At 59.6% G+C, this 8065-nt stretch carries 7 protein-coding genes; all 7 read left to right on the plus strand.

Annotation, left to right across the window (positions count from 1 at the left end; all coding sequences use genetic code 11):
* On the plus strand, nt 1–1132 hold a 1132-nt coding region (gene atpA, locus EGI20_RS15330; RefSeq protein ID WP_498632479.1), incomplete at its 5' end, for a F0F1 ATP synthase subunit alpha.
* 36 nt (nt 1133–1168) lie between these two features.
* Nucleotides 1169–2035, plus strand: coding sequence for a F0F1 ATP synthase subunit gamma (atpG, locus tag EGI20_RS15335; RefSeq protein ID WP_498632480.1), 867 nt, complete (start codon nt 1169–1171; stop codon nt 2033–2035).
* Between the two features lie 43 nt (nt 2036–2078).
* Nucleotides 2079–3473 (plus strand): F0F1 ATP synthase subunit beta, encoded by a 1395-nt coding sequence (gene atpD / locus EGI20_RS15340; RefSeq protein WP_498632481.1) that lies wholly within the window; start codon nt 2079–2081, stop codon nt 3471–3473.
* A gap of 15 nt (nt 3474–3488) precedes the next feature.
* Nucleotides 3489–3911 carry a F0F1 ATP synthase subunit epsilon gene (locus EGI20_RS15345; RefSeq protein WP_124735919.1) on the plus strand — a complete coding sequence of 141 codons (423 nt, stop codon included), beginning with the start codon at nt 3489–3491 and terminating at the stop codon, nt 3909–3911.
* 83 nt (nt 3912–3994) lie between these two features.
* Nucleotides 3995–5359 (plus strand): bifunctional UDP-N-acetylglucosamine diphosphorylase/glucosamine-1-phosphate N-acetyltransferase GlmU, encoded by a 1365-nt coding sequence (gene glmU, locus EGI20_RS15350; protein WP_498632483.1) that lies wholly within the window; start codon nt 3995–3997, stop codon nt 5357–5359.
* Between the two features lie 145 nt (nt 5360–5504).
* Nucleotides 5505–6290, plus strand: coding sequence for a DeoR/GlpR family DNA-binding transcription regulator (locus EGI20_RS15355; RefSeq protein WP_124735921.1), 786 nt, complete (start codon nt 5505–5507; stop codon nt 6288–6290).
* A 2-nt stretch (nt 6291–6292) separates the two neighbouring features.
* Nucleotides 6293–8065 (plus strand): glutamine--fructose-6-phosphate transaminase (isomerizing) (glmS, locus tag EGI20_RS15360; RefSeq protein WP_498632485.1); only part of this gene is annotated, 1773 nt, incomplete at its 3' end.

Raw genomic sequence — 8065 nt, forward strand, 5'->3', positions numbered from 1 at the left:
CCGTCAGTCGGTGTCGCAGCCTATGCAGACCGGCCTGAAGTCGATTGACTCGATGGTGCCTATCGGCCGTGGCCAGCGCGAGCTGATCATTGGTGACCGCCAGACCGGTAAGACCGCTGTGGCGCTGGATGCGATCGTCAACCAGAAAGACACCGGCGTTATCTGTATCTATGTTGCTATCGGCCAGAAAGCCTCGTCGATCGCCAACGTGGTACGCAAGCTGGAAGAGCACGGCGCGATGGGTCACACCATCATCGTCGCAGCGACCGCTTCCGAAGCTGCTGCCCTGCAATACATCGCACCGTACTCCGGTTGCGCCATGGGTGAGTACTTCCGCGACCGCGGCGAAGATGCGCTGATCGTATACGACGACCTGTCCAAGCAGGCCGTGGCTTACCGTCAGATTTCCCTGCTGCTGCGTCGTCCGCCGGGCCGTGAAGCCTATCCTGGTGACGTGTTCTACCTCCACTCCCGTCTGCTGGAGCGCGCATCGCGCATCAACGAAGACGAAGTGACCAAGCTGACCGCAGGCGCCGTAACTGGCAAGACCGGTTCGCTGACTGCTTTGCCGATTATCGAAACCCAGGCTGGCGACGTGTCCGCCTTCGTTCCGACCAACGTGATTTCGATCACCGACGGCCAGATCTTCCTGGAAAGCGACCTGTTCAACTCCGGTATCCGTCCAGCTATTAACGCTGGTATTTCGGTATCGCGTGTGGGTGGTGCAGCGCAGACCAAGGTGATCAAGAAGCTGGGTGGCGGTATTCGTCTGGCGCTGGCTCAGTATCGTGAACTGGCTGCGTTTGCGCAGTTTGCTTCCGATCTGGACGAAGCGACCCGCAAGCAGTTGTCGCATGGCGAGATCGTGACCGAGCTGATGAAGCAGAAGCAGTTCTCCACTCTGTCGACCGCCGAAATGGCGCTGACGCTATGGGCGGTGAACAAGGGTTACTACGAAGACGTTCCAGTCAAGAAGGCATTGGCATTCGAAGCGAGCTTCCTCGCTTACGTTCGCGCCAACCACGCCGATCTGCTGAAGACCGTCGACGACAAGGGTGACCTGTCTGCCGATAACGAGCAAATTCTGGCTAAGGCGATGGAATCGTTCAAGGCCGGCTACAGCTTTAACTGAGCCTTTCGCTAACGCTGTTCAAAGAAAGGTCTAGTTATGGCAGTCGGCAAAGAGATTCTCACCAAGATCCGCAGCGTGAAAAACACGCAGAAGATCACCCGCGCAATGCAGATGGTGTCGACCTCCAAGATGCGCAAATCGCAGGAACGCATGCGTGCTGCGCGTCCCTACGCCGAAAAGGTGCGCGCAGTGATGGCGCACCTTGCCCAGGCCAATGCTGACCTGGAGCACCCGCTGCTTGCCCGTCGCGACGAAATCAAGCGTGCCGGCATTATCCTGATCACCTCGGACAAAGGTCTGTGTGGCGGCTTGAACGTCAACACACTCAAGGCCTTTTACGGCAAGGTGAAGGAGCTGACCGATGCAAACGTCGAAGTCGACGTTTGCGCCCTGGGTCAGAAAGGCCTCGCGGCCTGCCAGCGTACACGCATGAATGTTGTGTCGAGCGCGGTCCAGCTGGGCGATGTGCCCAAGATGGAAAAACTGATCGGCCCGCTGACGGTGTTGTTCAAGAAATACGCCGCCGGTGAGCTGGATGCGATTTATATCGTGTATCCGGGCTTCGTGAATACGATGAAACAGGAGCCGGTGTTGGAGCAGTTGCTGCCGCTGACACCGCACTTGATGGTGGTTGAGCATTCGCACTCGTGGGATTACCTGTACGAGCCGAATGCGCACGACGTCATGGAGTTCCTGGTGCGTCGCTATATCGAGTCGGTGGTGTATCAGGCTGCAGCCGAATCTTCTGCTTCCGAGCAGGCAGCCCGTATGGTTGCCATGAAGTCGGCCACTGATAACGCCGGTAACGCTATCAAGCAGCTGCAACTTGTGTACAACAAGTCGCGCCAGACGGCGATTACCACGGAACTGTCCGAAATCGTAGCCGGTGCCGCCGCAGTTTAAGCGCACAGCGCCTGTAAAAGTTTATTGAGTTTAGGAACCGATAATGAGCCAAGGCAAAATCGTACAAATCATTGGTGCGGTGATCGACGTGGAGTTTCCACGTGACGCCATGCCAAAGGTTTATGATGCCCTGACGCTGGTGGATGCCGAGCTGACGCTCGAAGTCCAGCAGCAGCTGGGTGACGGCGTGGTCCGTACCATCGCCATGGGCAGCTCGGACGGTCTGAAGCGCGGCATGGCTGTTGCCAACACCGGGGCGCCGATTTCGGTGCCGGTGGGCAAGGCTACGCTGGGTCGCATCATGGACGTGCTGGGTAACCCGGTGGACGAAGCCGGTGCAGTTGCCACCGACGCGCGTCGCGCCATTCACCAGAGCGCACCGAAGTTCGACGAACTGTCGCCTGCTACCGAACTGTTGGAAACCGGTATCAAGGTGATTGACCTGCTGTGCCCGTTTGCCAAGGGCGGTAAGGTGGGTCTGTTCGGCGGCGCCGGTGTGGGCAAAACCGTGAACATGATGGAGCTCATCAACAACATCGCCAAGGCGCACTCGGGTCTGTCCGTGTTCGCAGGCGTGGGTGAGCGTACCCGTGAAGGTAACGACTTCTACCACGAAATGAAGGACTCCAACGTTCTTGATAAAGTGGCAATGGTCTACGGCCAGATGAACGAACCACCGGGCAACCGTCTGCGCGTTGCGCTGACCGGTCTGACCATGGCCGAGCATTTCCGTGACGAGAAGGACGAAAGCGGCAAGGGCCGTGACGTACTGTTCTTCGTGGACAACATCTACCGCTACACCCTGGCCGGTACCGAAGTTTCGGCACTGCTGGGTCGTATGCCTTCCGCTGTGGGCTACCAGCCTACACTGGCTGAAGAGATGGGCCGTCTGCAGGAGCGCATTACCTCCACCCGCTCCGGTTCGATCACGTCGATTCAGGCCGTTTACGTGCCTGCGGATGACTTGACCGACCCGTCGCCAGCGACCACCTTTGCCCACCTGGATGCAACCGTGGTGTTGTCGCGTGACATCGCTTCGCTGGGTATCTACCCTGCCGTTGACCCGCTGGACTCGACTTCGCGTCAGCTGGACCCAATGGTTGTGGGCGACGAGCACTACACCGTAGCGCGCGGCGTACAGACCACGCTGCAGAAGTACAAGGAACTGCGTGACATTATCGCGATTCTGGGTATGGACGAACTGTCGGAAGAAGACAAGCTCGTCGTGTACCGTGCGCGTAAGATCCAGCGTTTCCTGTCGCAGCCGTTCCATGTAGCTGAAGTATTTACCGGCTCGCCGGGCAAGTACGTACCGCTCAAGGAAACGATCAAGGGTTTCAAGGCCATTCTGTCGGGCGAATACGACCACCTGCCGGAACAAGCGTTCTATATGGTAGGCGGGATCGAAGAAGCCGCAGAAAAAGCCAAGACCCTTTAATAGAGGAGACGGCTCATGGCTACGATGCAGGTGGAAGTGGTCAGCACCGAACAGCTGATTTATTCGGGTGAAGCCGAGTTTCTGGTGGCTCCGGCTGCCGAAGGCGAAATCGGTGTCTATCCGCGTCACGTTCCGCTCTTGACCCGTATCAAGCCGGGCGTATTGCGTCTGACGGTACCGGGTAGCAAGGAAGAAGTGCTGGTGGCCGTGTCGGGTGGCATGATGGAAGTGCAGCCTACACTGGTGACCGTACTGACTGACACCGCGATCCGCGGCGAGGACCTGGACGAAGCGCGTGCAAACGAAGCGAAGCGTGTAGCCGAAGAGGCTATCCGCAAGTCCGGCGACGATATGGACACAGCCAAGGCGCAAGCCGCGCTGGCAGTGGCCATCGCCGAACTCAAGACGCTCGACTACCTGAGGAAGCGCGTCCGCTAAGGATGTGCCGATTTTGGTGTATATTCGAAGGCTGCCACGATAAGTGGCAGCCTTTTTCTTTATCTGCCGAATACAAAATTCATATGAACCTTTTGAGCGTCGCCATTCTCGCTGCCGGCAAGGGCAAGCGCATGTATTCCCGTCTTCCCAAAGTGCTGCACAAGATCGGTGGTGCACCCATGCTGTCGCGCGTGGTCACGACCGCCCGCACCCTCAAGCCCGCCAAGCTGGTCATTGTGTACGGCCATGGTGGCGAACAGGTGCGCGAGACGCTGCGTGATGCCGATCTGGGCTGGGCTTTGCAGGCCGAACAGCTGGGCACCGGCCATGCGCTGAAAATGGCGCTGTCCGAACTGCCGGCCGAGGGGCACACCTTAGTGCTGTATGGCGATGTGCCGCTGACCCGTGCCGATACCCTGAGCGAGCTGGTGGCTTTGGCCGGTGACGAAGTCGCGCTCTTGACCGATACCCTGGCTAACCCTTCCGGCTATGGCCGCATCGTGCGCGGGAGCGACGGCGCGATTGCCGCCATTGTCGAAGACAAGGATTGCAGCGCCGAGCAGCGTGCGATTACCGAGATCAATACCGGCATGCTGGTGCTGCCGAACAAGCATCTGGCGCGCTGGCTGGAAGAACTGAAAAACGGCAATGCCCAGGGCGAGTATTACCTGACTGATGTGATTGCACTGGCGGTGCGCGATGGCGTGCGCGTGCACGGCATGAAGGTTGCCGACAGCTGGCAGGCCGCCGGCGTCAATAACAAGGTGCAGCTGGCCGAGCTTGAGCGCATCTTGCAGCTGAATCAGGCGCATGAATTGCTGGTGAACGGGGTCGGCTTGGCCGACCCTGCGCGTATCGATATTCGCGGCACGCTAAGCCATGGTCAGGACGTGCTGATCGACGTCGGCTGCGTGTTCGAAGGACAGGTCGAGCTGGGCGAGGGTGTCGAGATCGGTGCCTATTGCGTGTTGAAAAACGTCAAGGTCGCCGCCGGTAGCAAAATCGCACCGTATTCTCATCTGGAAGATGCAGTCGTGGGCGAAGCTTGTCGTATCGGCCCTTATGCGCGCCTGCGCCCGGGTGCCGAACTGGCGGCGCATGTCCATGTCGGCAACTTTGTCGAAATCAAGAAAAGCGTGGTGGGCGAAGGCTCCAAGGTCAATCACCTCAGCTATATCGGTGATACGGATATCGGCAGTCAGGTCAATGTCGGCGCCGGCACCGTCACCTGCAACTACGACGGGGTGAACAAGTTCCGCACCGTCATCGGCGACAATGTCTTTGTCGGCTCCGGTTCCATGCTGGTAGCGCCGGTGACGCTGGAAGCGGGCGCGACCATTGCGGCTGGTTCGGTGATCAGCAAAACTGCACCAGCCGGCCAGTTGACGGTGGCGCGCGCTCGCCAGACCAGCATTCCTGGCTGGAGCCGGCCGCAGAAAAAATCCTGATAGATAGTTGTTCCGGCTTCTGCTCACGCCTTGCCCTGCGGCAAGGCGTTTTCTTTTTGCATCTCACCTGCTTGCTGTGCGCCTTTCTTGCCCTGCCCGGCATGCTGCTGCTATAGTCGCAAAACTTTCGAAACGAAATTTAGCCATGACCAAACGAAACACCCAGCAACGGCGGCACGCTATTGTGGCACTGGTGCAGGAACGTGGTGAAATCAGCGTGGACGAGCTGACGCAGTGTTTCTCCACCTCGGAAGTCACCATACGCAAGGATCTGGCTTTGCTGGAGACGGGTGGGCTGTTATTGCGTCGCTATGGTGGAGCGGTATCCTTGCCGGCGGAAATGGTCGGCATCGAGCCGCTAAAAGTTTCGGCGCGAAAGCTGGCCATCGCCAGCGCTGCGGCCGGGTGCATACGCGACCATAATCGCATCATCATCGATAGCGGCACTACCACCAGCGCCATGATTCCCTTGCTTGGCAATAAGCGCGGCTTAGTGGTGATGACCAATTCGCTGAATGTGGCCGGTGCGCTCTGCGAGCTGGAGAACGAGCCGACGCTATTGATGACCGGCGGCACCTGGGACCCGCATTCGGAGTCCTTCCAGGGGCAGGTGGCCGAGCAGGTGCTGCGCTCTTACGATTTTGACCAATTGTTTATCGGCGCTGACGGCATCGATCTGGAACGCGGCACCACCACCTTCAATGAACTGGTGGGCTTGTCGCGGGTGATGGCCGAGGTCGCGCGCGAAGTGGTGGTGATGGTCGAGTCGGACAAGATAGGCCGGCGTATTCCCAATCTGGAGCTGCCGTGGGCACGCATCCGGACGCTGGTGACCGACGACGCGTTGTCGCCGGCGGCAAGGGACATGATTCAGGCCAAAGGGGTGACGCTGATCTGCGCGCCATGGCCTGCGGATTCTTCAAGGAGATAAATATGTGTGGAATTGTTGGCGCTATTGCCTCGCGTAATGTAGTTCCGGTTTTGGTCGAGGGCCTGAAACGTCTCGAGTATCGTGGTTATGACTCGGCCGGCATTGCCGTATTGGCCGGCGACAAGATCCGCCGTGTGCGCCGTGTCGGCCGGGTGGCCGAGATGGAAAACGCAGCCATGGCCGAAGATCTGACCGGCCAGGTCGGCATCGGCCACACCCGCTGGGCGACCCATGGCGGCGTCACCGAGCCCAATGCCCACCCGCATGTCTCCGGCGAGCTGATCGCCGTCGTGCATAACGGCATTATCGAGAACCATGAAGCCAAACGCGCCGAGCTGAGAGACGCCGGCTACACCTTCAGCTCGCAGACCGATACCGAAGTGATTGCCCATCTGGTACATCACTACTACCAGCAGGAGCGCAACCTGTTTGCTGCGGTCAAACATGCGGTGCGCGAGCTGACCGGCGCCTACGCCATCGGCGTGATTGCGCTGGACCGTCCGGACGAACGGGTGTGTGCGCGCATGGGCTGCCCGCTCTTGGTCGGCCTGGGCGAGGGTGAAAACTTCATCGCCTCCGATGTATCCGCCATTTTGTCGGCCACACGCCGGGTGATCTTCCTGGAAGAGGGCGATATCGGCCTGCTGACCCGTGACAGCGTGATGCTGACCGACAAGGATGATCAGCCGGCCCTGCGCGCCATCCATGTGTCCGATGTCTCGCTGGCCTCGCTGGAGCTGGGCCCGTATAGCCACTTCATGCAGAAAGAAATCCACGAGCAGCCCAAGGCGATTGCCGATACGCTGGAAAACCTGCTGGATAGCGGCTTTGTGCCCGAGCTGTTTGGCGCGCAGGCCGCCGACGTATTGAGCCGTGTGCGCGGAGTGAAGATTCTTGCCTGCGGCACCAGCTATTACGCCGGCCTGACCGCCAAATACTGGATAGAAGCCATGGCCGGCATCCAGTGCGATGTCGAGATCGCCAGTGAATACCGCTACCGTGCGGCCTGGGCCGACCCCGAGCATCTGGTGGTCACCATTTCTCAGTCGGGCGAGACGCTGGACACCATGGAAGCGCTGAAATACGCGCGCGAACTGGGCCACAAGTGGGCTCTGTCCATCTGCAATGTGCGTGAGAGCGCCATTCCGCGCGCCTCCGATCTGGTGTTCTACACCCGCGCCGGCGCCGAAATCGGTGTGGCTTCGACCAAGGCATTCACCACCCAGCTGGTGGCGCTGTTCACCCTCGCCGCGACCCTGGCCAAGCTGCGCGGCAAGCTGGGCGACGCGGACGAAGCGCGCCTGATCGACGAGCTGCGCCATCTGCCGGGCTCGGTACAACATGCGCTTAACCTCGAGCCACAGATCAAGGCCTGGGCCGAGCGTTTTGCCGCCAAGAATGATGCCCTGTTCCTCGGGCGCGGTCTGCACTACCCGATCGCACTGGAAGGCGCGCTTAAGCTGAAAGAAATCACCTATATCCACGCCGAAGCCTATCCGGCTGGCGAACTCAAGCATGGCCCGCTGGCGCTGGTGGATGAAAACATGCCGGTGGTGGTGATTGCACCTAACGACAGCCTGCTCGAGAAGGTCAAGTCGAACATGCAGGAAGTCTCGGCCCGTGGCGGCGAGCTGTTCGTATTTGCCGATCTGGACAGCCATTTCGAAGACAGCCCGGGCGTGCATGTGATCCGCACCCCGCGCCATTCCGGCGTATTGTCGCCCATCGTGCACACCATCCCGGTGCAGATGCTGTCTTACCATGTGGCCCTGGCG

Source organism: Aquitalea sp. S1-19, assembly GCF_024343515.1.